This window comes from Corynebacterium nasorum (genome assembly GCF_030229765.1).
Classification (GTDB): Bacteria; Actinomycetota; Actinomycetes; order Mycobacteriales; family Mycobacteriaceae; genus Corynebacterium; species Corynebacterium kefirresidentii.
Genome location: NZ_JASPGY010000003.1, coordinates 148,514 through 170,410, shown reverse-complemented (window position 1 = coordinate 170,410; position 21,897 = coordinate 148,514). Strand labels below are relative to the sequence as shown.

Sequence of the window (21,897 nt, the reverse complement as noted above, 5' to 3'; positions counted from 1 at the left end):
GCAGAGCAATGATGAAATACCAACTGCAATCTTTAGCAGAACTGTTAAGGATGAATGGCGGGGTTCTGTAATCTTTAACTCCTCTCATTTTGGCCTTCAGGACCAGCAAACTACACCTTCCTAAGGTGCTGTGTACAAACAGGCGTGCTCGGTAGCCACACCATCAGTCACAGAAAGTCACTGTAGAGATGAAGGTATGAGGTTTAGCGATAGGATATGGGATATGAAGAAGATCCGAACGATGCTGGACGGGGTAAACGAGATTCACCTATTTCAAAGCCAGCGAGTAGCGCAGGCAGCGCAGCAAGCGCATCTGCGCAATCGGACTCGCAGTTATCGGGCGCACCGGAAAATAAACGCAGCGATTTCCCACCAGTTGGAGGAGCGCTCCCTGGCGTAAATAGACTTTCTAACCTTGACGACCAAATTGCTGTGTGGGCGCATCAGGGGCCAACTCCGCATCCACAGATAATCAAACAGCACAATGACATTCAGCCGGGCGCAGGCGATCGGATTATGGAGGACGCTCATGCAGATATTGTCCTCGATAGGAAAGTTACAGCAGAATCTTTCGAGTACGCGATATTTGAATCAAAAGTACGGCTCTTTACGGCCGTAGGTGTCATTTTCGGCGCGCTCATCCTTATACCGGCGATACTCGTTCTTTTTGACCCACCGGAATCGATAGTTGGTACTGCGGCGGTGGGCCTGGCGGCAGCAAGCCCACTAGTCCGCACCCTCATTGGCCCTAAGCAATCTCAGAAGGACCAGTTAGAGAGCGTGGAGCGGGGAGGGGTTTAAATCTCGAAGTAGGCGCGCAGGTCGGCCGCAATAGCATCGAGGCGGTCGGCGTCGGGGGACCCGAGGTAGCACTTGAGCTTCGGTTCCGTGCCGGAGGGGCGAACGATGACGCGGTCATCGTTGTCCGTGAAGAACTTGGATCCTTGGGCGAATTTCTCTACCTTCGCCACGGGCGAGCCAGCCAGTTCGGTGGGCGGGGTAGATGCGACCTTATCCATCGCTTGAGCGATGATGCTGAGGTCATCCACACGGAAGGTCAGCGGTTGGGTATACAGGGCCCCAACGGCGGCATAGATGCCCTCCAAGCGCTCCAGCAGGGTGGTTCCTGCGGCCTTGCACTCGGCCGCGAGGCTGGCGAGCACTACGGAGGTAGCGATGCCGTCCTTGTCACGGACAGCGGTGGGATCGGGGCAGAATCCAATGGCTTCCTCGTAGCCAAAGGCGAGATCCGGGGTTCGTGCGATCCACTTGAAGCCGGTCAGCGTCTCCTCGTGGCCGAGGCCGTAGTGCGCGGCGATGCGCCCGAGCAGGCGGGAGGAGACGAGGGAATTGGCAAAATTGCCGGTCGCCCCGCGGCGGGCCAGATAGTCGCCCAAAAGGGCACCGGTTTCATCGCCGGTGAGCTGGCGCCAGGAGCCAGAAGCAGTAGGTACGGCGGCGGCGCAGCGGTCGGCGTCGGGGTCATAAGCGATAAGGATATCGGCGCCGATCTCCTCAGCGTGGCGGATACCCAGATCAAGGGCGCCGGGCTCTTCCGGGTTGGGGAAGGAGACGGTGGGGAAATCCGGATCCGGTTGGGTCTGCTCAGGAACTAGCGAGACGCGGAAGCCACAGCGGGTGAGAAGTTCTTTGCCCAAGGCAGCACCAACGCCGTGCATGGCCGTGAGCGCGATGGTGACATCGGAGCTTTCGCCTACGAGTTGTGCCGCGCGGTCGAGGTAGTCGGCGCGGGTATCGACGTTCTCGACATTCGCCGCAGAAAGCGGGATTTCATCGGCATGAGGTGCCGCGGCGATGGCTTCCGCGATTTCGGCATCGGCGGGTGAGATAAGCTGCACGCCTTCCGCAGGGCCGGTGGCGATGCGGCCGCCCAAGTACACCTTGTAGCCATTATCGGCCGGCGGGTTATGTGAGGCGGTAACCATGATGCCAGCATCCGCCTTGAGCTTGCGTACCGTGAAAGCGGTCAGCGGGGTGGGGTTTTGTGCGGGCAGAACCAGGGCCCGGCCGCCGGCCGCGGAGATGACCTGAGCCGCATCGCGCTGGAATTGCGCGGAGCCGTGGCGGGCATCGCAACCAATGGCCACGACTGGGGTATCGACCTGCTGCTTGAGCCATGTGATGAGCCCGTAGGTGGTGCGGATGACCACGGCGCGGTTCATGCGGGACTCACCTGGGCCCACGGCGGCGCGCAGGCCCGCGGTGCCAAAGGCCAGGGGGCCGGCGAAGGCGGAGGCGAGCTCAGCGGTATTGCCCTCCTCAATCCAGGTGTTTACCCGGCGGGCTGTATCCGGATCAGGGTCGTGCTCGGCCCACGTACGGGCGTAGTCATAATCTACGGCGGCGTTCGACATGGCCTAGAGCTCCTCGAGGATCTTGGCGGAGGAGGACAGGCCCAAGCGGGTCGCGCCAGTCTCAATCATGGCTAGGGCGTCCTGTGCGGTACGGATGCCGCCAGAGGCTTTCACGCCTAACTTATCGCCTACGGTCGCGCGCATGAGCTTTACGGCATGCACGGAGGCACCGCCGGCCGGGTGGAAACCAGTGGAGGTCTTAACAAAGTCCGCCTGGGCGGCTGCGGCGGCCTTGCAGGCGAGGACAATGGCGTCGTCGGAAAGCGCGGCGGATTCAATGATGACCTTGAGAACCTTGCCCGGGATGGCATCGCGCACGGCCTGGATTTCGGCCTGCAGATCCTCGGCGCGGCCCTCGATGGCTAGCGGGATATTGATGACCATGTCCACTTCTTCGGCGCCATCGGCAACCGCGCGGGCTGCCTCAGCGGCCTTGATCTCCGGCTTTACGGCACCGGAGGGAAAGCCGACGACGGTGGCAATGTGCAGGGAGTCAGGAACCTCGATGGGCAAGGCGGAGGGGGAAACGCATACGGAGTAGGTGCCCAGCTCGGCTGCCTCATTTACCAGGGCGCGGAATTGTTCCGGGGTGGCCTCCGGCTTGAGCAGGGTGTGATCGATGATGGATGCAACGTCGGTGCGGGAAGTCATAATTTTCTCCTTAACGGGCTGGGCGGGATTCGGAACGGGCCATCTTGAGGTCAGAAACTACGTATAGGGCAATGCCAATAGCAGCCACGGCGGCCAGGATCCACAGCACGGTGTTATAGCTGGCGAGGTCCTGCAGCTTGGCGGTATAGGCAATGCCCAGCGGGATGGCGATATTGATGGTCAGGTTATAAAAACCAATGGCGATGCCGGACTTGACGGCGCTGATATTGCGCAGCGCGGTATTAACCAGCGGCGCGTACATCAGTGAAAAGCCGGAGGCGAAGGCCACGATGGCTGCGATGAGAATAGCGACGTGGAGTTGCACAAAAAGCGCGGCCATCACCAGTGCGCCGGCAACTAAGGCGAAGGCGGTGTAGATGGTGGCGCGGGAGGATAAAACGGTGCCGATCTTTCCGGAGAAGATGCCGATGAGGATGGCGCAGATATAGCCCGGGATCATCAACAGGGAGGCTTTATCGATATTCATGCCGTGCAGGTCATGCGCCGCAAAAGGCAGCAAGAAGATGAAGCCCATCTGGGTGGAATAGACGAAGAAGACCATGAGGATGGTCCACACGTAGCGGCCGTTGGTGAAAAACTCCGGGGTGACCACGGGATACTTGGCGTGGCCGATGTGGTAAACAAAGCCCACCACGCCGAGGACAGCCACGATGAGATATACCCAGTCGAAATCCTGCATGAATAAGGTCAGGCCAGTGGCAAAGACGGCGATGAAAAATAGGCCGAGCACATCGAGGTGTCCCTCCACGGCCTCATCTTCTGGCACCAGCTTGATGATTGGTGGGATGGTCAGAATGAGGATGAGCGGGATGAGGAACATCGCCGTCCACGAGACATAGGTGGAAATAAAGCCAGAGGTCAACGCGCCGATGAGCAGGCCGGCTTGGAAGGCGGCGGTGGAAAAGCCCAGGTAGGTCTTTTGATCGGCCTCGCTCAAGTGCTTGGTCACGTAAATGACATAAAGCGTCTCCGCGGCGGCGAGGCCGGCGGTTTGAATGAGGCGACCGGCCAGCACCATGGGCCAGAAGCTAGAAAAGGCGAAGGCTAAGATCGATCCCACGGCAATGAGGACGACGCCGGTGAGCATGAGCTTGCGGATGGAAATGGAATCCGCCAGCGCGGCATAGACCACGGCGCCGATGCCGATGATGACGCCGGCGAGGGAAGCCTGCAGGGAGGCGGTCTTAACGGAAAGGTCGAGCGCCTGGGCAATCGGCATGGTCATCGTCTTAAAGCCGTTATCAATAACCAATGAGAAGACGAAGACGAAGAGCAGGATGGGGACGGCAACCTTGGGGTTTACCGCGGAGCCTGGCCGCTTGTCCTGCGGGGAAGCAGAAGTAGTAGAAGTAGTCACGGGGAAGGCGTCCTTTTAGTCGAGCGCGTTAAGCGGCAGCGCGAGTTCAATCATGGTGCGGAAAGCGGTTTGGCGTTCTTCGGCGGAAAGCTTGGTACCGTGCACGAGGTTGTCGGATACGGTGAAAAGCCCCAGCGCGTCGACGCCGGCTTCGGCCGCGGTGGCATAAAGCGCTGCGGATTCCATCTCTACGCCGAGCACGCCCATGTGCGCCCAGCGTTCGTTGACGGATTGGTCAAAGTTATAAAAGATATCCGAGCTCAAGATATTGCCCACGTGAATGTGTGCCTGCTGCTTCTCGGATTCATCCACCAAAGCCTTGAGGAGCTTCCACGAGGCGGTCGGAGCGTAGCTGCCCGGCAGGTTGTACTGGCTCAAGAAATTGGAATCGGTGGAGGCGGAGGAGGCGACGATGACATCGTGTAGCTCGATGTCTTCCTGCATAGCGCCGATGGAACCGACGCGGATGAGCTTCTTTACGCCGTAGTTGTGGATGAGCTCCCAGGAGTAGATGCCGATGGAGGGAATACCCATGCCGGTGCCCATGACCGAAACGGGGTTGCCTTTATAGGTGCCGGTAAACCCCAGCATATTGCGCACGCCGTTGAACTGGACGGTGTCTTCCAGGAAGTTTTCGGCGATGAATTGTGCGCGTAGTGGGTCGCCGGGCAGCAAGATGGTTTCTGCAATGGGCGCGCCCTGCGGGTTGATGTGTGGGGTGGCAATATCGGTAGCGGACATAGCTTCGCTCCTCGGTGTGGGGGGATTTTACACACTTAGCTTAACCCCGCAGGAACCCATGTCAATGACGCAATTTACAATTGTTCAACATTTGTGGGAGGCCTCACTAGCCCAGTCCACGAGCTTGCGCGCGGTGGCCTGATCTGTGACCAGATGGGTAGCCAATCCCTTGCGCAGCGCCACCCATATAGCCCGCGCCTTAGATGCGCCGCCAGCTACCAGCACCCGGGTGGGGCGCGTGGCCAAGTCTGCGAGGCTGATGCCCACGGTGCGGGCGTCTACGGCCGGGCAGGCTACTTCCCCGCAGGCGTCGAAGAAGCGCGAGCACACATCACCCACAGCATTGTCTGCAATCTGCTGTTTCTCGGCCGCGGTCAGATAGCCCAGGTTGAAAGCTAAAGATTCCTGCTCGGCCGAGCCCACCGTAAAGACCGCCACGCTTACCGACGCCCCCTTATGCAAAATCTGCCCAATATGCCTATCGCGCTCCACCCACTGCTTGGCCTCCGCGGAATCGAAGATGCCCGGCAGCGGTAAAAGGTGGGCCTCGGCATTGAAGGCGTGGGCAAAGGCCTGCAGGGTGTAGAAGTCTTTAGTGGATCGCTCCGTGTGTGAGTGGCCACCTTTTAGTTGCACAATCTCTACGCCTTCCCGTGGCTGTCGCCGCAGGTGAGAAGCGACGGCGGACATCGTCTCGCCCCAAGAGAGGCCGACGCTGGTGCCATCCTCAATGAGTTCTTCCAGGAGGGCGGCGCCGGCGCTGCCCAGGTCTGCTAGGGGAGAACCGCCGGGTGGGGTGGTGGTCACGCGGACGTCGGCAAGCGCAAAGCGTTGGCGCAGTTGGCCCACTAGTTCATCGGATTGCTCCCGCGGATCGGCAATGCTGATGGTGACAAAGCCGCGCGCGGAGGCGTGGCTGAGCAACTTGGACACCGTGGGCCGGGAAACCCCAAGATGATGGGCAATCTCGGCCTGAGAGAAGCCGGAGTTGTAGTACAACTTTGCGGCGTCAATGGACTGGGCATCCTTCTGATCCAACATGCCTTTCATTCAAGCACATTCACATGCGCGATAAGGTGTCATAAAAGCTTCCCATTTTTGCGCTCTGACGTGGCGATTTGTGTAAAACGTTGCAAGCGGGTTAGATTATTGGAGTCCGCAACGGAGAGCACAACGAAATAGCGATGTGTTCAACGCTAGGATGTGCCCCCTTAGCTCAGTCGGCAGAGCGTTTCCATGGTAAGGAAAAGGTCGACAGTTCGATTCTGTCAGGGGGCTCCATTCATGTTCGGAGGAAGAAATTCCCCAAGGTGAATATGGCGGTGTAGCTCAGTGGTAGAGCAAGCGACTCATAATCGCTGTGTCGCGAGTTCAATTCTCGCCATCGCTACCGGGAAAGAAAGGCGCCCGCAGGGCGCTTTTTTATTACCGCGCTGAAGGCTTTGCAGACCCGCCTGGTTTCAGATTGGAACTATGGCTCTGGTAAGGTCTTCAACGCTTGATGCTGAGGCATTAAGAGATAAAAGAATAGGGGCGTGGCGCAATTGGTAGCGCAACGGTCTCCAAAACCGTAGGTTGCAGGTTCGAGTCCTGTCGCCCCTGCACAGTAAACCCCGTCACTTGATTTCAGGTGGCGGGGTTTGTTCATGCCATATTTTCCCGGTCGAGCCTTGCTCGCCGCTGTGCTCGCCCAATGTATCCAAGGCCACGTCTTATAAATGCGGTGGTCAGCTTTTCATGCAGTGCAAGCTTTGCTAGGGTTGACAAAGTTATGGAGGTGCGCGTTTAGCGCCCTATTAGATTTAGTTCCCAAGGAGGGTTAGCTGTGAGCGATGAGCAGCAGCCGAAGAATTCGGGTGCACCGCGCCCGACCGGTAAGCGTCAGCTCTCTGGTGCGGCTACCACGTCCTCCGCGGATTACGCCGATAAGCACGTCGTCCGCGTAGAGGATAAGAATCACGATGACACCCCAGGTGGTGGCGTAGCCGCTTTCCCTGGCGAGGTGGCAACTGAGATGAAGAAAGTGGTGTGGCCGACCGCTAAGGAGATGCTGCAGTACACCCTCATTACCTTTGCGTTCCTCATCGTCATGACCGTTTTGGTGTGGGGCGTGGACGCTCTGGCTGGTCTCGGAGTTGAGCAGGTTCTCTCTGATTAGTAAGATAGCCGCATAATCTTTTATCCCGCTGTTTCCGCTGAAGGAACGGCGGGATACTTTTTGCCCATACGCGGGCGGGTAGGCTAGTCCTACGCAACGCGCCGAGGAATTTTTGGAGTAAGAATCATGAGCGACGAGAATAACGTCGAAACCGTAGGCACCTCCCTAGAGGAGGCTATGCAGGCCAACGTGCAGGAGCAGGTGGCAGAGCACGCTAGCTCCGTTGAAGAAGCGCAGCAGGAGGACGCTACCCCAAGCGCGCCCGCAGCAGAAGAAGCAGCAGAGTCCACCGACGCCGCAGCTGAGCCTGCTGAGGCAGCCGAGGCACCGGAAACGGCAGCGGCCGACGCCGAGGGGGCGGAGGCCGAAGGAGCGGCAGAGACCGCAGCTCCAGAGGCTGGCGAGGATGAGTCCGAAGACGCCGCCTACCGCAAGCGCCTGCGTGCGTTTACCCGCGAGCTGAAGAAGCAGCCGGGCCAGTGGTACATCATTCAGTGCTACTCCGGTTACGAAAACAAGGTAAAGACCAACCTGGACATGCGTGCCCAGACCCTCGAGGTGGAGGACTCTATCTTCGAGGTTGTCGTTCCTATTGAGCAGGTACTTGAGAACAAAGACGGCAAGAAGAAGATTGTGAAGCGCAAGCTGCTGCCGGGCTATGTCCTCGTCCGCGCCGAACTCAATGACGCCGCTTGGTCCGTCATCCGCGAAACCCCTGGTGTGACCTCCTTCGTGGGCAACGAGGGCAACGCCACCCCGGTTAAGACCCGCGATGTGGCTAAATTCCTGATGCCGAACGAAGCACCGTCCACCAAGGGCGATGCCGCCCCGAATGAGGCCGAGGGCGAGCAGGTCGTGGCCATGCCAGAAAAGGAAGTGGCAAAGAAGTACGCCCACGACTTCGAGGTAGGCGAGGCAGTGACCATCCTGTCCGGCCCGCTGGCCGCAGTCTCCGCCACTATTTCCGAGATCGACCCAGAGACCGGCAAGATGCAGGGCTTGGTATCCATCTTTGGCCGCGAGACCCCAGTGGAGTTGTCGCCGACCGAGATCGAGCGCATCTCCTAAAAGTGATTTTGTGCAGGGCGCACGGTGTTCTAAACTGGAACGCCGTGCGCCTTTGGCGTGCGTATAAGAAAAACGTTTCATCCTCCGGTGGCCCACTGAAGGTGAGCATCCGGACGGGATCCCGTTATTCATCGTGGCGGCTATCCCGGTAACACAGGAAAGAGGTAATTCGATGGCTCCTAAGAAGAAGGTATCTGGCTTCATCAAGCTGCAGATCGAGGCAGGCGCCGCTAACCCGGCACCGCCAGTTGGCCCGGCACTGGGTGCCCACGGCGTCAACATCATGGAGTTCTGCAAGGCTTATAACGCCGCTACCGAGAACCAGCGTGGCAACGTGGTTCCGGTTGAGATCACCGTCTACGAGGACCGTTCCTTCGACTTCAAGCTGAAGACCCCGCCGGCAGCTAAGCTGCTGCTGAGGGCCGCTGGCATCAAGAAGGGCTCCGGCGTTCCACACACCGACAAGGTCGGCTCTGTGTCTTGGGACCAGTGCAAGGAAATCGCAGAGACCAAGTTTGCGGACCTGAACGCACGTGACATCGAGAACGGCGCTCGCATCATCGCCGGTACCGCCCGCTCCATGGGCATCACCGTTGATGGCGCACCGGAGAAGTAAAAACTTTATGTGGTAGGGCCAGCTACGGCCCGCCGAACACCACACCAATCCAGAAAAGGAATTGTTAAATGAGCACCAAGTCTAAGGCTTATAAGGCCGCTGCGGAACTGGTAGATAAGTCCCGCCTGTACCGTCCGATCGAGGCCACCAAGCTGGCTAAGGAGACCTCCTCCAAGAACTTCGACGCCACCGTTGATGTTGTCTTCCGTTTGGGCGTTGACCCGCGCAAGGCTGACCAGCTGGTTCGCGGCACCGTTTCCCTGCCTAATGGCACCGGTAAGGACGTTCGCGTTGCTGTCTTCGCTGAGGGCGAGAAGGCTACCGCCGCTCAGGAAGCTGGCGCTGACATCGTCGGCACCGCTGAATTGATCGAGCAGATCAACGAGGGCAACATCGACTTCGACGTTGCTATCGCTACCCCGGATCAGATGGCCAAGGTTGGCCGCGTTGCCCGCGTCTTGGGCCCGCGTGGTCTGATGCCGAACCCGAAGACCGGCACCGTTACCGCAGACGTTGCTAAGGCAATCTCTGAGGTTAAGGGCGGCAAGATCTCCTTCCGCGTTGATAAGGCTGCTAACCTGCACGCCATCATCGGCAAGGCTTCCTTCGATGCAGAGAAGCTGGCTGAGAACTACGGCGCACTCATGGATGAGATCCAGCGCCTGAAGCCTTCTTCCGCTAAGGGCATCTACATCAAGCGCGCTACCATCTCCACCACCTCCGGCCCGGGCATCCCGGTTGACGGTTCCGTGGTCAAGGATTACACCGCTTAAGCAGTTATCACGTACTGCGTTTAAGGTTAAAGGGCTTAGAGGCAATTCCTCGAAGCCCTTTTTCTATATCTCGAGCCACTAGTAGTTATGTGGCGTCAATATCGTCTGGCACCCATTCGCCGCCGTCGTAGTAGACGTTTCGAGCCAAGGGAATCTGGTGCGAAGCAGACTCGAGGATGTGCATAAAATATCCGGCCGTGTTGGGAATGGCGAGGGTATCTCCTACGGCAATGCCCGCTGGGAAGTCCAGTTCGCGGCGCAGAATCACCTCGTCTTCAATGCAGTAGGCACCGACTACAAAGCCGGTACGTCGCTCGCGGGAGACCTCCTTTGCTGAACCGACTGTAGGCACGAGGAGGGGGTCTAGCAGGATGTCATCCGCGGCGGTCCGGCACTGCGTGCGATTCATCGCCACACCGATAAGGGGCAGGCCATCAGAACGTTCTTTGAGAAAGCTCACCTCGGCGAGGATGACACCACAGCCGTCGAGGAGGCTGCGGCCCGGTTCTAGATGGAGGGCGATGTCCCGCTCTCGCAGGGCACCACCGGCGTTGCCGTAGCCGGGGACCTCACCGGAGAGAAGTTGGTTCAGCCACTGACCGCGCGTCGGTTCCTGCCAGAATGGGTAAGTATTGGAGAGCGGATCCGATTTCCAGGTAAAGGGGTCACCGGTACCAGCGCGTTGCGTGGAGATACGCGCTGTGTAGTTTTCCCACTGCTCGCGGGATTCTAAATAGCTCATGGGCACGCCGCCGCCGATATCGATGAAATTAGCGGGTTGGTTCTTTGCGCGTAGGTGCTCGACTAGAGCAATGGCCTCTGCAAGGGCGGTGCGGCGGTCGGCCTCGCTATAGCCATGCAGATGGACGTGGACGCCCACGGCACGAAGCTCCGCGGGCCACTCCGCTTTCTGCCATGCAGGTAGCCTTTCCCCGAAGCGGGTCGGTGGTAAGGCGTCTGGATCTGGAGCAAGGCGCGGCGCCACGCGGGCGGTGGTTTCTAAAGCTCGCGCGATTGCGGCGATGCGGCCGCATTCTGCGCGAGAATCGCACGATATAGTAACGCCACGCGAAATCGCGAGGCGGAGCAAACCATCGCTTTTGATAGCAGCGCTGAGGATGATGCGCTCTGGGGCTACATCGCGCTCGAGTACTTGGCGTAGCTCGTTCTCACTGGCTACATCCACGCCGAGTCCGCTCTCGCGAGCGGCATCAACAAAGCACAGCGCCTTATTGGCTTTGCGGGCGAAAAATACCCGAGTTTTCACGTCGTGCGAAGCACCGGCGTCTAGTAGCTCTTGGGCATTGTGGCGCAGTGGCGCGGGATTAAGCACGTTTACCGGAGAACCATAGCGCGAGGTTAGTGCGCTAACTTCTTGCGGGTTCTCCACGAGCTCCTGCATCCACTGCTCCCATCGGGCACGCAGCGGGACGGTGCCGTGGACCGGCAGTGGGGCAACGGGAGGGGTGGTCATGGGTTTCCTACTTTCTCCGCCCAGCGGGGGATGTCATCGTGTACTAAACGGTTAAGAGAGTCATGCCCGGGCAGGGAGAGCTCATTCATGCGGCCAATTTCCACCACGCCAGGAACGTTATGGAAGGGGGAGGGGGTGGCTTGGGGAGCCACAGTGGCGTCGATAAGCAGGTCCACGCCGCCCTTCTCCCGCCAGGAATCTATCTGCTCAGGAGTGCCTAGATACTGGGTATCCACCACCCCGGAGTGGATGAGCTCGAGCAGGCGCCGGGCTGTGACCGGTGGCGGGCCAAAGGCCACACGCTCGAGGGTGCGTGAGAGCTCGCGGAACCCGGGCATTGGGCCGTGCGCCTGGTGCCAATCGACGCAGTCTTGAAAGACCCCACGGAACGCCGCGCCCACGGCAGTGGCCGGAGTCAGGGGACCAGTACCCTCGACCGCACGGAGGGAAGCCTCGAGCTCAGCGAGCGCAGCGCCAGTGAAATCCTGACCATCAATAACGGCTGCTAGTTCCGCACTAGAGAAGTCACCGAACTCGGCTGCGGCCCCGATGAGGATCTCGCGCAAATCTGCGGCGTTAGTGATGTGCGCACAGGCCTGCCGCCACCGCGTCGAAACCTCCGGCAGCGGTGCCTCCGGAGAGGGCTTTACCTCCATAAATCGCCCGCTGCGGCTAACCGGATAAATGACCTCGGCGGTATCGCCATAAAGCAGGCATACATCGATAAAGCTTAAGGCGGCACCGCGCACGCCGATTCGCCGTGGAGCGCTAGGGAGGTCGGCGCCGAAATAGAGACCGGTGACGGGCACACGCGAAGTTTCGTGGACCAAGGAACCAGCATGGAGATGGTCGTGTCCGGTGCAGACCAGGACGTCGTCGAAGGGGGTGCCGTCGACCATGAAGCCTTCTCCGTCATTACTCACTTCGCTCACGCGGTGCGGCAGGTGGCGGATGCCAACGTGCGCCGGCGCGCGCTGCAATGCGGCGGACCAGGTATCGGCGAGGAATTGGCCCACTTCGGCGCGCGGTGGGAAGGCATCGGTGGTGTCCCCACCGCGGCGGGCCCGCCATGCGTTGAAATTATCGTGGGCGGTGGTGACGATGGCGCAGTTGACGTTGAGGCGCCAGTGGGGCGGCTGCTGCGGGCGGTAGACAGCGCCTGAACCGGCCGGATACGGGTCGAAGACCGTGACATCGATGGGGATGCGGGCGCGCTCGATGAGTTCCTCGACGGCCCATAGGCCACGCGGGCCAGCTCCAATGATGGCAATGCGGCGAGCGGAACGAGAAGAGGTCACTGCGCCGACCCTTCGATGCGCGCCGCGAGTTCAGAGGGTGAAATGTCGAAGTTTTCGCATACCCAGGAGTCGTTATAAATGGTGTCGAGGTAAGGCTGGCCGGCGTCGTGCAGCACGGCAACCACCTCCGCCCCCGCCGGTAGGGAGGGGGCGAGGCGCTGGAAGGCGGCGATGACGGCACCGCCGGAAGCGCCAGGCAGTAGGCCCTCTGCTTGAGCGAGCTGTCGGGCAGCAACGATGGCTTCAAGATCGGGGACCCGCTCGACGGAAGAAGGCGAAAACTTGGTGGATAGGTCGGTCACGATACCTGCGCCATAGCCAGGCAGCATGCGGGTGCCACGCTCACCACCAAAAAGCACGGAGCCTTCCGCATCAACGCCGATTGTGTGGGTGTCGGCGCCCAGCTCGGAGAGCTTGCGTACGCAGCCGCCAAGGGTTCCGGTGGTGCTCATAGCCACGAGCAGATGACTGGGCGCCTGACCGAGCTGGTCCAGAATCTCAGTCATGGTGCCTTCCGCGTGGGCGTGGAAGGCGGCTTCATTGGAATACTGGTTGAGGTTGAAAGAATCGGGAATCTCTTCCAAAAGCTCGGCCACGCGGGTGCGGCGGGCGGTAAGCCAATCGCCGGTTTCTGGATCGGGGTGATCGAGCAATTCCACGTGTGCGCCGTAGGCCCGCATGGTGGCCACCGTAGAAGCGTTGACGCGCGGATCTACCACGCAGTGGAACTTCATTCCTTGCAGTGGGGCTTGGCGAGCTAGAGCCATGCCCAGGTTGCCGGAGGAAGATTCCACCAGCGTTGAACCCGGCCGGATATCGCCGGCTTCGAGGGCTGCCTGGATAAGGGCTCGGGCGGTCCGGTCTTTTGCAGAACCACCGAGGTTGAATTGTTCGAGTTTGAGATAGAGGTGGGCATCCGGCCGGGGGCTAATCGCCTCCACTCGCATGAGTGGGGTGTTGCCGATGGGCGGGTGCGCTTGAGAATGAATCCTGGGGCTCATCATTGGCCCCATGGTAGACCTTTACGTCTACCTTTTCCGCCGGCTTAGTCTTTGATCTCCGCATAGGCGTCGAGGGCGGCTTGGCGCGATTCCTTTAGGTCCACTATGGGTGGGCCAGACAGCGCGGGTGCCCAGCGGCGCACATATTCGCCGTCGGGGTCGAAGCGCTTGGCCTGGGTTTCGGGGTTGAAGATGCGGAAAAATGGTGCGGCGTCATCGCCGCAGCCAGCCACCCACTGCCAATTGAAGGGGTTGGAGGCGGCATCGGCGTCCACCAAGGTGTCCCAGAACCATTCCTCGCCCAGGCGCCAGTGGATACCGAGGTTCTTGGTGAGGAAGGATCCCACCACCATCCGTACGCGGTTGTGCATATACCTGGTGGCCCATAGCTCGCGCATTCCGGCGTCGATAAGCGGAATGCCCGTAGTGCTGGCCTGCCAATCCTTGAGCCGCGGGTCATCCCAGGACCAATCGAAGCGGTCGAATTTTTCCCGTACGTTTTCGGTAGCAAGGTTGGGCAGGTGGTAGAGGCGATGTCAGGCAAAGTCACGCCACAGTAGCTCGGAGTGGAATTTGGCGCACTCCGGCTCTTCGGCTGCGGCGAACCACACCTCGCGCGGGGAGACCTCGCCAAAGCGCAGGTGCGGCGAGAGGAGGGAGGTGGCATTGAGCGCGGGAATATCGCGTTCCTTGGCGTAGTTGGCCAGATCCAGCTGGGCTGGGCGCTCCCGCGCTCCGGCCTCTCCGGGCGTCCAGTGCTCGGCTAGGGATGCGGCCCACGCTGGCTCGGTGGGCTTGGGCCAGGAGCAGGCAATGCTTGCCGACGTCCCCAACTCCGGCACCCCCTCCGGCCCATCGCCTGCTACTTGGGAGGACGCGGTCTTGGAGAAGGGAGTAAAGACCTTATAGGGCTGGCCCTGGCCATTGGTAACCTCCCAGGGTTCGACCAGGGTGAAGCCGGGTGAAGAAGTGGCGGTAATGCCACGAGCAGTCAAGTTTTCCTTGACCGCGGCATCAACCTCGCGCAGCGGGCCGTGGTAGCGGCGCGTCCACGTGACTGTGGTGGCGCCGAGTTCGGCGGCTAGGCGGGGGATTTCCACGCGGGCATCGCCGGCGGCGCGAATGAGCTCCACGCCGTGCTCGGCGAGGTCGTGTGCGAGGGCATAAAGGGAACGCTCGCGCCACCACGTGGTGGCGCCGCCCAGTGGGCGGGTGCCCGGATATGCCGGCTCGTCGAGCACGACGGTGACCAAGGGAACGCCTGCAAGCGAGGCGGCTTCGGCCGCGCGGCGAAGGGCCTGGTTATCGTGTAGGCGCAGGTCATCGCGAAACCACATCAGGCAGGTCATGTCGGCTATCCTACGCGGCGAAAACGGGGATTTGGAGAAACCGTGGGTGGGAAGGTAGTGTTTTCCACGAAGTTTGAACGGCCGCTTCAGGCCGAGTCAAAGTTCACCGAAGACCGTTGGTCATCCATTTGGATCGAAGGTTCTCCATCCTAGGAGGCGGCCCACGCAGGAGACACTTTGCGATTATTCGCGGCATTCTCTTATGTCGCGCGCCCTGTGCTCTTGCACGGGGCTTTTGTTATTTCGGGTAACCGAAATAAGGAAGGTCCCGGCGGAATAATAAAAGAGATGTTTTGGAAGGAGGCGAGAGACAATGGCAAACCCAAAGAACACTGCAGACCTGGCAGAGCTGAAGGAGAAGCTGGCTGGCGCTAACTCTGTTGTATTGACCGAGTACCGCGGCCTGACCGTATCCCAGCTGCAGGAGCTGCGTAACGATCTGGGATTTGACGTTGAATACTCCGTCGCCAAGAACACCCTTTTCAAGATCGCTGCCAAGGAAGCTGGCATCGAAGGTCTTGATGATTTGCTGACTGGCCCGACCGCAATTGCGTTCATCAAGGGTGAGGCAGTGGATGCTGCGAAGGTCATCACCAAGTTCGCTGATGACAACAAGGCACTCATCATCAAGGGTGGCTACATGGACGGCAACGCACTGTCTGCCGACCAGGTCGAGGCCATCGCCAAGCTGGACAACCGCGAGACCACCCTCGCAAAGCTGGCTGGCGCTATGAAGGGTTCTATGGCGAAGGCAGCCGCTCTCTTCAACGCTCCTGCAACCAAGGCTGTACGTACCGTCGCAGCCCTGCAGGACAAGAAGGAAGCAGAAGCTTAAGTCGTCACAAAAGACGCACAATTACAACACCGTGCGCGTTGCCTAATGTAGGTGCAGCGCTCACACAACACAGAAAGGACTTGCCATCATGGCTAAGCTCACCAAGGACGAGCTCATTGAAGCTTTCAAGGAAATGACCCTCATCGAACTGTCCGAGTTCGTTAAGGAATTTGAAGAGGTATTCGACGTTGAGGCTGCTGCTCCGGTTGCTGCTGTTGCAGCTGGCGCTCCGGCTGAGGGCGGCGCTGGTGCCGCTGAGGAGAAGACCGAGTTCGACGTCGTTCTGACCGACGCTGGCGCTAAGAAGATTGGCGTTATTAAGGCTGTCCGCGAGATCGTCTCCGGCCTGGGCCTGAAGGAAGCTAAGGAAATGGTCGAGGGTGCTCCTAAGGCTATCCTCGAGGGCGCTTCCAAGGACGACGCTGAGGCTGCTAAGGCTAAGCTGGAAGAGGCTGGCGCTTCCGTCGAGCTCAAGTAATTTCACTGAGCTTTCCGCTTTTAAATCCCCACTTCTACCGCTGCACGCGGTGGGAGCTGGGGATTTCCTCGTTTTGTGTTTGCGAGCGTAGTGCGTGGAGTGCAGCAATGGCCAATAGTGTCAAAGTATGACACCATGGCGTTGTGGAGTTTAGGAGGGATAGCTTAGAGCGCTTTCACACAGATGGTAAGGCGCCAAAGTATGTACCTCCTGAACTGCGGAAGATCCTGCGCCGCAAACTCATCATGATTGACCGGTCCGTTTCCCTAGCTGATTTAAGGATTCCACCAGCAAATCGTTTGGAGAGGCTGAAAGGGCAGTGGGACGGATTTTATTCCATCCGCGTTAACGCGCAGTGGAGAGTAGTTTTTCGATGGACAGGGAAAGGAGCTGTGGACGTTGACTTCATCGATTATCACAAATGAGGGAGAGGAAGCTTCGGATATCATATCCGTTCCACACCCTGGGGAGGTTCTGCGCGAGGAGTTTCTGGAGCCGCTCGGACTTACTCAATACCGCTTAGCCAGGGATATTTTTAGCTCCAAATCCCAAATTTCAAAGCTGGTCCGTGGACGCATTGGGATTAGTGCGGAAATGGCGCTTCGTCTCTCTGCCTATTTTGGCAATTCGGCGGAGTTTTGGCTGGGACTGCAGGAAGAGTTTGATCTTTGGTGCGCGCGCCAAACCACGGATACTAGCAGTATCGTTGCTTGGAATAAGCACACTGCTTAGAAATCAATCCGGCACGGCGGGGTGGCCTGTAGAAACCAGGAATTTCCGCCAAGGGCTGTAGAATTAGCCCCCATGCTGCCCAAGTCCCGCATTTTTTCCGTCCTGCTCCTAGGCTTCGGTGTCGCGTTGATCGCCGCTGGTGTTGTGGCGCCGGCATTTTTGGATTTTTCCCCGCGGCTGCCGCTGAACCTGAAAAACAGCACCTGGACATTGCACGATGATTCCGCGGATTCCCAGCAATTGTCCAAGGATGGTTCCACGCCGTATTCAGGCCCCATGACTTACCAGATCAACATGGATATCCAAGAGCCCTCGGACGAAGAGAAGGCTACCGTGCGCATCGGTGAGACGCGTATGCGCGGCGAGGGCGAAGGCTTAAACGACTTGAGCCAGGCCCAGGTGTGGACCTACCCGGTGGACCGCCTGAGTGGTGAAGCTATGGGGGAGGCCTCGTTGAGCCATACGCTCGCGACTCCATCAGACACGGTGACCATAGACGGCTACTGGCTCAAGTTCCCCGCGGATGCCGAAAAGACCAATTATCCAGTCTTTGACCCGACGCTGCGCAAGGCCGTCGATGCAGTCTTTGAAGAAGAAACCACGATGGATGGCCGTACGGTCTACCGTTATCACCAAGAAATTGAGCCGACGAACGTAGCGCAGCTTTATGCAGCCGATGGGAATACCACCAGCCTGCCCAAGGAGGGCGGCGGCGAGGAACAGGGGTATTTGACCCACTCCGGGAACCGTGACTTCTATGTAGACCAACAAACCGGACTCGTGGTGGGTATGGATGTAGACATCGATGACTACTACGCAGACCGCGAAGGTGTGGGCCGCGTGCGTGCCTTCGTCTTTGATGGTTCTACCTCCGAAGAGGACCAAAAAGAGCTGCTGAAGGAAGCCGCAGAATTCCCGCGCGATCGCGTGGCGGAGATTGTCCGCTGGATAGTCATTGGGGTAGGCGCGCTGCTTGCATTACTAGGAATCATCGGTGCGCTGGGATTATTTGGCGGAAAGAATAAGCATGCCCGCCGGCGTGGCCACCACGCGCACAACGGTGGAAGCGCGGTGCCGGTGAGCCGCTAAAAGAGCAGCTAGGAGCCTCAATCGCCGGCAGGGTTGCGGTATAGAGAGATTTTAGTGGTAGGGTGCTCACTGGTTGTCGCGCACATAGTCGTGGCATGGACGCGTTAGCGCCGCGGCGAGCACGAGCTTGCCCCTAGCGTGGTAGCGACACGCCCCAATTGTGGTGTGTCTTTACATGACAGGTCTTTTCCTATAAGCTATTTCGTTGCGCTGGAATCTGGATCTTCGGTGCACATTTAGCCTTTCAGGCCGGTGATGGCAAAACCGACTTGACAAGGTGATTTTGTGCATTCTGAACCCAGACACTCCACAGCAGACCGAATGCTAGAATTACCAGCGGTTTTGCGGCTCGTCGGCCAGGGCGAGCAGGCAATCCGCGTGAGGTGCTGGAAGGACCCATCTTGGCAGTCTCCCGCCAGACCAAGTCAGTGGCCAATATCCCCGGAGCCCCGAAGCGATACTCGTTTGCAAAAATTAGCGAGCCCATCGCCCTGCCGGGTCTCCTTGACGTACAACTTGATTCTTTTGCTTGGCTCGTCGGCTCGCCGGAATGGCGCGAGCGCGAGCAGGCTGCGCGTGGCGATGATGCCCGCGTAACGAGCGGCCTCGAGGACATCCTCGAAGAGCTCTCGCCGATTGAGGACTACTCGGGCAATATGTCCCTGTCCTTGTCGGAGCCGCGCTTTGAACCGGTGAAAAACACTGTGGATGAGTGCAAGGAAAAGGACATCAACTACTCCGCGCCGCTGTACGTGACCGCAGAGTTTATCAATAACGACACCCAAGAGATTAAGTCGCAGACCGTTTTCATCGGCGATTTCCCGATGATGACGGATATGGGCACGTTCATCGTGAACGGTACCGAGCGCGTCGTCGTCTCTCAGCTGGTGCGCTCCCCGGGCGTGTACTTCGATCGCTCGATCGATAAGTCCACCGAGCGTCCGCTGCACTCCGTGAAGGTTATTCCTTCCCGCGGTGCATGGTTGGAGTTCGACGTCGACAAGCGCGATACCGTCGGCGTGCGCATTGACCGCAAGCGCCGCCAGCCGGTTACCGTGCTGCTTAAGGCACTGGGCTGGAGCGAGGAGCAGATCAAGGATCGCTTCGGCTTCTCCGAGCTTATGATGTCCACCCTGGAATCTGATGGTGTGGCAAATACCGACGAGGCATTGCTGGAGATTTACCGCAAGCAGCGCCCAGGCGAGCAGCCAACCCGTGAATTGGCACAGTCCTTGTTGGATAACTCCTTCTTCCGTGCGAAGCGTTACGACCTGGCAAAGGTCGGCCGCTACAAGGTCAACCGCAAGCTGGGTCTGGGCGGCGACCACGATGGTCTGATGACCCTGACCGAGGAAGACATTGCCGTCACCCTCGAGTACCTGGTCCGCCTGCACGTAGGCGAGCGCGAGATGAAGGCGCCAAACGGCGAGATGATCTCCTTGCACACGGATGACATCGACCACTTTGGTAACCGCCGCCTGCGCACCGTAGGCGAGCTCATCCAGAATCAGGTCCGTGTGGGTCTGTCCCGCATGGAGCGCGTTGTGCGCGAGCGCATGACCACCCAGGATGCGGAGTCCATCACTCCGACCTCCCTGATTAACGTGCGCCCGGTCTCTGCTGCTATCCGCGAGTTCTTCGGCACCTCGCAGCTGTCCCAGTTCATGGACCACAACAACTCGCTGTCCGGCCTGACCCACAAGCGCCGCCTGTCCGCGCTGGGCCCGGGCGGTCTGTCCCGTGAGCGCGCCGGCATTGAGGTGCGAGACGTTCACGCTTCTCACTACGGCCGCATGTGCCCGATTGAGACTCCTGAGGGTCCGAACATTGGCCTGATTGGCGCGCTGGCTTCCTATGCCCGCGTGAATGCCTTTGGCTTCATCGAGACCCCGTACCGCAAGGTTGTGGACGGCAAGATTACCGACCAGGTGGAGTACCTCACCGCCGATGAAGAGGATCGCTTCGCTATTGCTCAGGCCGAGGTCGAGCAAGACGCAGAGGGCAACCTCACTAGCGAGCGCATTGAGGTCCGCCTGAAGGACGGCGATATCGGACTTACTGATGCCTCTGGTGTGGACTACGTTGACGTGTCCCCGCGCCAGATGGTGTCCGTGGGTACCGCCATGATTCCGTTCTTGGAGCACGACGATGCTAACCGTGCCCTGATGGGTGCGAACATGCAGAAGCAGGCCGTGCCGCTGGTTCGCTCCGAGGCTCCGCTGGTAGGTACCGGCATGGAGCAGCGCGCTGCTTATGACGCTGGCGACGTTGTTATCACCCCGAAGGCCGGTGTGGTAGAAAACGTCACCGCTGATGTCATCACCATCATGGATGATGAGGGCCAGCGCGACACCTACATCCTGCGTAAGTTCGAGCGCACCAACCAGGGCACCAACTACAACCAGACCCCGCTGGTTTCTATGGGCGAGCGCGTAGAGGCCGGCCAGGTTCTGGCCGATGGTCCTGGTACCCACAATGGTGAGATGTCCCTCGGCCGCAACCTGCTGGTTGCCTTCATGCCGTGGGAAGGCCACAACTACGAGGACGCCATCATCCTCAACCAGCGCATCGTGGAAGAGGATATCTTGACCTCCGTCCACATCGAAGAGCACGAGATCGATGCTCGCGATACCAAGCTGGGCGCGGAGGAAATCACCCGCGAGATTCCGAACGTCTCTGAAGACGTCTTGAGCGATCTGGACGAGCGCGGCATCATCCGCATCGGTGCCGACGTCCGCGCCGGCGACATCCTGGTGGGTAAGGTCACCCCGAAGGGCGAGACCGAGCTGACCCCGGAGGAGCGCCTGCTGCGCGCCATCTTCGGTGAAAAGGCCCGCGAGGTTCGCGATACCTCCATGAAGGTGCCGCACGGTGAGGTAGGCAAGGTCATTGGCGTTGCCCGCTTCTCCCGCGATGATGATGACGATCTGGCCCCTGGCGTCAACGAGATGATTCGCGTCTACGTGGCCCAGAAGCGCAAGATCCAGGACGGCGATAAGATGGCCGGCCGCCACGGCAACAAGGGTGTTGTGGGCAAGATTCTGCCGCCAGAGGATATGCCGTTCATGGAAGACGGCACCCCGGTAGACATCCTGCTGAACACCCACGGTGTGCCACGTCGTATGAACATCGGCCAGGTCCTCGAGGTTCACCTGGGCTGGTTGGCACACGCCGGCTGGAAGGTTGACACCGAGGATCCGAAGAACGCCGAGCTGCTCAAGACCCTGCCGGAGGAGCTCTATGACGTTCCTGCGGATTCCTTGACCGCGACCCCGGTCTTCGACGGTGCTACCAATCACGAGATCGAGCGCCTGCTGGCTTCCTCCCGTCCTAACCGCGACGGCGATGTGCTGGTGGATGAGCACGGCAAGGCCACGCTTTTCGACGGCCGCTCGGGCGAACCGTACAAGTACCCAATTTCGGTTGGCTACATGTACATGCTCAAGCTGCACCACTTGGTCGATGAGAAGATTCACGCCCGTTCCACCGGTCCTTACTCCATGATTACCCAGCAGCCGCTGGGTGGTAAGGCCCAGTTCGGTGGCCAGCGCTTCGGCGAGATGGAGGTGTGGGCAATGCAGGCATACGGCGCTGCCTACACCCTGCAGGAGCTGCTGACCATCAAGTCCGATGACGTCGTCGGCCGCGTGAAGGTCTACGAAGCCATTGTTAAGGGCGACAATATTCCAGATCCGGGCATCCCTGAGTCCTTCAAGGTGTTGCTCAAGGAGCTGCAGTCCCTGTGCTTGAACGTGGAAGTTCTTTCCACCGACGGCACGCCGATGGAGCTGTCTGGCTCTGATGACGATGACATGGATAGCCCATCGCTTGGCATTAACCTGTCCCGCGATGAGGGCTCTTCCGCTGACATCGCCTAATTA

General features: G+C 59.5%; 21 protein-coding genes and 3 tRNA genes. 14 read left to right on the top strand and 10 right to left on the bottom strand.

Annotated elements, in window-relative coordinates; all coding sequences use genetic code 11:
* The first annotated feature begins 216 nt into the window (after positions 1 to 216).
* Complete coding sequence (locus QP904_RS04215) at positions 217 to 801, top strand: DUF2335 domain-containing protein (protein ID WP_200288293.1); 585 nt, start codon at positions 217 to 219, stop codon at positions 799 to 801.
* Here QP904_RS04215 and QP904_RS04210 read toward each other — a convergent pair.
* The 5 genes from QP904_RS04210 to QP904_RS04190 form a co-directional block, all read right to left on the bottom strand.
* Positions 798 to 2,375: a phospho-sugar mutase gene (locus QP904_RS04210; RefSeq protein ID WP_284835580.1), complete on the bottom strand. Its 1,578-nt coding sequence runs from the start codon at positions 2,373 to 2,375 to the stop codon at positions 798 to 800. The two genes, QP904_RS04215 and QP904_RS04210, sit on opposite strands and share 4 nt — an antisense overlap.
* 3 nt (positions 2,376 to 2,378) lie before the next feature.
* Entirely contained in the window at positions 2,379 to 3,026 is a 648-nt protein-coding gene (gene deoC, locus QP904_RS04205; protein WP_200288291.1) for a deoxyribose-phosphate aldolase, read from the bottom strand.
* Between the two features lie 10 nt (positions 3,027 to 3,036).
* Positions 3,037 to 4,404, bottom strand: coding sequence for an MFS transporter (locus tag QP904_RS04200; protein ID WP_200288290.1), 1,368 nt, complete (start codon positions 4,402 to 4,404; stop codon positions 3,037 to 3,039).
* Between the two features lie 15 nt (positions 4,405 to 4,419).
* A complete protein-coding gene (gene deoD, locus QP904_RS04195) occupies positions 4,420 to 5,145 on the bottom strand; it encodes a purine-nucleoside phosphorylase (protein ID WP_200288289.1) in 726 nt (241 codons plus the stop codon).
* Positions 5,146 to 5,229: 84 nt separating this feature from the next.
* The gene (locus QP904_RS04190; RefSeq protein WP_284835579.1) at positions 5,230 to 6,186 is read right to left on the bottom strand and encodes a sugar-binding transcriptional regulator; all 957 of its coding nucleotides are present in this window, start codon (positions 6,184 to 6,186) and stop codon (positions 5,230 to 5,232) included.
* Between the two features lie 164 nt (positions 6,187 to 6,350).
* Between QP904_RS04190 and QP904_RS04185 the strand changes: the two genes are divergently transcribed.
* The 7 genes from QP904_RS04185 (at position 6,351) to rplA (ending at position 9,760) form a co-directional block, all read left to right on the top strand.
* Positions 6,351 to 6,426 (top strand) — tRNA-Thr (locus QP904_RS04185).
* A 37-nt stretch (positions 6,427 to 6,463) separates the two neighbouring features.
* Positions 6,464 to 6,535, top strand: a tRNA-Met gene (locus tag QP904_RS04180).
* Positions 6,536 to 6,674: 139 nt separating this feature from the next.
* Positions 6,675 to 6,747: transfer RNA gene (locus QP904_RS04175), tRNA-Trp, on the top strand.
* 223 nt (positions 6,748 to 6,970) lie between these two features.
* Positions 6,971 to 7,303: a preprotein translocase subunit SecE gene (gene secE / locus QP904_RS04170; protein ID WP_023020522.1), complete on the top strand. Its 333-nt coding sequence runs from the start codon at positions 6,971 to 6,973 to the stop codon at positions 7,301 to 7,303.
* A gap of 126 nt (positions 7,304 to 7,429) precedes the next feature.
* Positions 7,430 to 8,371 carry a transcription termination/antitermination protein NusG gene (gene nusG, locus QP904_RS04165; protein WP_284835578.1) on the top strand — a complete coding sequence of 314 codons (942 nt, stop codon included), beginning with the start codon at positions 7,430 to 7,432 and terminating at the stop codon, positions 8,369 to 8,371.
* 172 nt (positions 8,372 to 8,543) lie between these two features.
* Positions 8,544 to 8,987, top strand: coding sequence for a 50S ribosomal protein L11 (rplK, locus tag QP904_RS04160; protein ID WP_284835577.1), 444 nt, complete (start codon positions 8,544 to 8,546; stop codon positions 8,985 to 8,987).
* A gap of 68 nt (positions 8,988 to 9,055) precedes the next feature.
* A complete protein-coding gene (rplA, locus tag QP904_RS04155; RefSeq protein ID WP_005322897.1) occupies positions 9,056 to 9,760 on the top strand; it encodes a 50S ribosomal protein L1 in 705 nt (234 codons plus the stop codon).
* 85 nt (positions 9,761 to 9,845) lie between these two features.
* On the opposite strand, the gene QP904_RS04150 is transcribed toward rplA, so the two are convergent.
* The 5 genes from QP904_RS04150 to QP904_RS11755 are packed head-to-tail and all read right to left on the bottom strand — an operon-like array spanning position 9,846 to position 14,882.
* The gene (locus tag QP904_RS04150) at positions 9,846 to 11,234 is read right to left on the bottom strand and encodes a type III PLP-dependent enzyme domain-containing protein (protein WP_284835576.1); all 1,389 of its coding nucleotides are present in this window, start codon (positions 11,232 to 11,234) and stop codon (positions 9,846 to 9,848) included.
* Positions 11,231 to 12,532, bottom strand: a complete 1,302-nt coding sequence (locus tag QP904_RS04145) for an FAD/NAD(P)-binding protein (RefSeq protein ID WP_284835575.1) — start codon at positions 12,530 to 12,532, stop codon at positions 11,231 to 11,233. The genes QP904_RS04150 and QP904_RS04145 overlap by 4 nt, the downstream gene beginning before the upstream one ends.
* Positions 12,529 to 13,545, bottom strand: a complete 1,017-nt coding sequence (locus QP904_RS04140; protein WP_259824697.1) for a pyridoxal-phosphate dependent enzyme — start codon at positions 13,543 to 13,545, stop codon at positions 12,529 to 12,531. Before QP904_RS04140 ends, QP904_RS04145 begins: the two co-directional genes overlap by 4 nt.
* A 32-nt stretch (positions 13,546 to 13,577) precedes the next feature.
* Positions 13,578 to 14,054 carry an FAD-binding domain-containing protein gene (locus tag QP904_RS11760; protein WP_349018596.1) on the bottom strand — a complete coding sequence of 159 codons (477 nt, stop codon included), beginning with the start codon at positions 14,052 to 14,054 and terminating at the stop codon, positions 13,578 to 13,580.
* Between the two features lie 15 nt (positions 14,055 to 14,069).
* Positions 14,070 to 14,882, bottom strand: a complete 813-nt coding sequence (locus QP904_RS11755) for a deoxyribodipyrimidine photo-lyase (RefSeq protein ID WP_311201237.1) — start codon at positions 14,880 to 14,882, stop codon at positions 14,070 to 14,072.
* Between the two features lie 313 nt (positions 14,883 to 15,195).
* Between QP904_RS11755 and rplJ the strand changes: the two genes are divergently transcribed.
* The 6 genes from rplJ to rpoB all read left to right on the top strand — a co-directional run bounded on the left by rplJ (position 15,196) and on the right by rpoB (position 21,894).
* Positions 15,196 to 15,717 (top strand): 50S ribosomal protein L10, encoded by a 522-nt coding sequence (rplJ, locus tag QP904_RS04130; protein WP_005322886.1) that lies wholly within the window; start codon positions 15,196 to 15,198, stop codon positions 15,715 to 15,717.
* Positions 15,718 to 15,805: 88 nt separating this feature from the next.
* Positions 15,806 to 16,195: a 50S ribosomal protein L7/L12 gene (gene rplL / locus QP904_RS04125; RefSeq protein WP_150851002.1), complete on the top strand. Its 390-nt coding sequence runs from the start codon at positions 15,806 to 15,808 to the stop codon at positions 16,193 to 16,195.
* 143 nt (positions 16,196 to 16,338) lie between these two features.
* Entirely contained in the window at positions 16,339 to 16,620 is a 282-nt protein-coding gene (locus QP904_RS04120) for a type II toxin-antitoxin system RelE/ParE family toxin (RefSeq protein ID WP_200288284.1), read from the top strand.
* Entirely contained in the window at positions 16,595 to 16,927 is a 333-nt protein-coding gene (locus QP904_RS04115) for a HigA family addiction module antitoxin (RefSeq protein ID WP_023020529.1), read from the top strand. The genes QP904_RS04120 and QP904_RS04115 overlap by 26 nt, the downstream gene beginning before the upstream one ends.
* Before the next feature lie 72 nt (positions 16,928 to 16,999).
* Positions 17,000 to 18,016: a cell envelope lipid trafficking protein PgfA gene (pgfA, locus tag QP904_RS04110; protein ID WP_239204677.1), complete on the top strand. Its 1,017-nt coding sequence runs from the start codon at positions 17,000 to 17,002 to the stop codon at positions 18,014 to 18,016.
* Positions 18,017 to 18,399: 383 nt separating this feature from the next.
* Positions 18,400 to 21,894 carry a DNA-directed RNA polymerase subunit beta gene (gene rpoB, locus QP904_RS04105; protein WP_086589060.1) on the top strand — a complete coding sequence of 1,165 codons (3,495 nt, stop codon included), beginning with the start codon at positions 18,400 to 18,402 and terminating at the stop codon, positions 21,892 to 21,894.
* Positions 21,895 to 21,897 lie beyond the last annotated feature (3 nt).

Coding starts and splice junctions, on each gene's coding strand:
- rplJ (WP_005322886.1), top strand. CDS start 15,196: ATGGCAAACCCAAAGAACACTGCAGACCTGGCAGAGCTGAAGGAGAAG.
- deoD (WP_200288289.1), bottom strand. CDS start 5,145: ATGTCCGCTACCGATATTGCCACCCCACACATCAACCCGCAGGGCGCG.
- rplA (WP_005322897.1), top strand. CDS start 9,056: ATGAGCACCAAGTCTAAGGCTTATAAGGCCGCTGCGGAACTGGTAGAT.
- pgfA (WP_239204677.1), top strand. CDS start 17,000: ATGCTGCCCAAGTCCCGCATTTTTTCCGTCCTGCTCCTAGGCTTCGGT.
- QP904_RS04215 (WP_200288293.1), top strand. CDS start 217: ATGGGATATGAAGAAGATCCGAACGATGCTGGACGGGGTAAACGAGAT.
- QP904_RS04210 (WP_284835580.1), bottom strand. CDS start 2,375: ATGTCGAACGCCGCCGTAGATTATGACTACGCCCGTACGTGGGCCGAG.
- QP904_RS04140 (WP_259824697.1), bottom strand. CDS start 13,545: ATGGGGCCAATGATGAGCCCCAGGATTCATTCTCAAGCGCACCCGCCC.
- rplK (WP_284835577.1), top strand. CDS start 8,544: ATGGCTCCTAAGAAGAAGGTATCTGGCTTCATCAAGCTGCAGATCGAG.
- QP904_RS11755 (WP_311201237.1), bottom strand. CDS start 14,882: ATGACCTGCCTGATGTGGTTTCGCGATGACCTGCGCCTACACGATAAC.
- QP904_RS04150 (WP_284835576.1), bottom strand. CDS start 11,234: ATGACCACCCCTCCCGTTGCCCCACTGCCGGTCCACGGCACCGTCCCG.
- deoC (WP_200288291.1), bottom strand. CDS start 3,026: ATGACTTCCCGCACCGACGTTGCATCCATCATCGATCACACCCTGCTC.
- QP904_RS04190 (WP_284835579.1), bottom strand. CDS start 6,186: ATGTTGGATCAGAAGGATGCCCAGTCCATTGACGCCGCAAAGTTGTAC.
- rplL (WP_150851002.1), top strand. CDS start 15,806: ATGGCTAAGCTCACCAAGGACGAGCTCATTGAAGCTTTCAAGGAAATG.
- nusG (WP_284835578.1), top strand. CDS start 7,430: ATGAGCGACGAGAATAACGTCGAAACCGTAGGCACCTCCCTAGAGGAG.